This is a genomic window from Enterococcus sp. LJL90 (assembly GCF_056924355.1).
The window spans coordinates 1-1,354 of the sequence record NZ_JBXPBQ010000049.1; the positions used below are offsets into that span (position 1 = coordinate 1).

The 1,354-nt window shown below is 32.1% G+C and carries 2 protein-coding genes; one reads left to right on the top strand and one right to left on the bottom strand.

Annotation, left to right across the window (positions count from 1 at the left end; genetic code table 11):
- The first annotated feature begins 326 nt into the window (after positions 1-326).
- The gene (locus tag AC1Z3S_RS20025; protein ID WP_461741840.1) at positions 327-452 is read left to right on the top strand and encodes a recombinase family protein; all 126 of its coding nucleotides are present in this window, start codon (positions 327-329) and stop codon (positions 450-452) included.
- Between the two features lie 232 nt (positions 453-684).
- Here AC1Z3S_RS20025 and AC1Z3S_RS20030 read toward each other — a convergent pair.
- Positions 685-1,354 (bottom strand): winged helix-turn-helix domain-containing protein (locus AC1Z3S_RS20030; RefSeq protein WP_461741841.1); only part of this gene is annotated, 670 nt, incomplete at its 5' end.

The window sequence follows — 1,354 nt, forward strand, 5'->3', positions numbered from 1 at the left end:
GCTACACTTTTTGAGGGTGTAGTTTTACCATTGTCGTCTATCTTCGAGTAAACTAAAGAATAATAAAAACTCTTCTAAATGAATCAAGCAGGTAATAGACGTAGATGATATGTTACCTTTTTGCTATCTTATTCCGTTAAGTTTTTTTAAGTTATTTAACCGCTAAATTCACATAATGTCGATTATCCTAAGTATATTAAATGGTTATGCAAAAAAGCTATCAAAACTTAAAAGTATTGATAGCTTTTTTTGACTGTTGTAGAATAAGGATTGCTTAACTATCATATCTTACTCTCATAAATAGAGTAGAAAGTAGGCGAATTTTCGTGATTTATGGTTATGCTCGTGTAAGTACCTGGAGCCAAGATTTAGAAACACAAATTATTGCGTTGACCAACCAGAGCTGCGATAAAATTTATACTGAAAAATATACGGGAACACAAATTGAATGAAAAGAATTTCAGCAGTTATTAGAAAACATTGCTGAAGGCGATACTTTAGTCACGCTACCAAACTAGATATATTCGCCGAGTTTTATATAGTGTATCAATTTCGTTTAGGAACTACTCCAATAGATATTTTTTTTAGTTTATCTTCGAGTAATTAGTATACGATGGTAAAACTTATCTTAACTAAATGAAAAGAGCTCTACCTTAGGAAAAAACCCAAGACAAGGCTCTCATTTTAGCCTATATTATTAAATATCTTTATTTCATCTGAAATTTTATAGCCTTTTTTCCAGTGCGTTTCGATAATTTGTTCTGTAAAACCATACCGAGCAAATTTCAAGCGAATCCGACTAACAATTTGAGAAAGTTGCGCCAAGTGTGAACTTGTCGTTTGACCATTCCACATCTGTTGGGCAACTTCTTTTCGCGTAAGAAATCCTTTTTTTTCATTAAATAGTATTTCAAACAATTGTCGTTCTTTTTTCGAAAAAGTACTAATAGCTAAATTGTAAGAATCATTAGTCATTTTATGTCTATTTGGTGGACATGACCGTATTTCTCTGAAATGTAGTTGTCGAGAAGATGACAATAACTCTCTTAGACTAGATAAAGAAATCCCCGTAGAGAATTTCGCTGTCAACCCCAATTTTTGCCATTCTTCGTTTAATTCATCATTTAAGAGATCAGTATCACATCGTAAAATCACACAATTTACAATTTGTCCTTGGCGTAAAATAGTTTCTACAGTTTCGCTTGGTAGCGTCTCACTAAAAATTATAACAGGTAAGTCCAATACAAAAGGTGTTTTAGCTAACATGAGTGGTTCAACTAATTGTGTTGAATGCAAAACTTCATATCCTAAATATTCTAAATTTTCTTTCAACTGTTTATCAGCTGAGGGATTC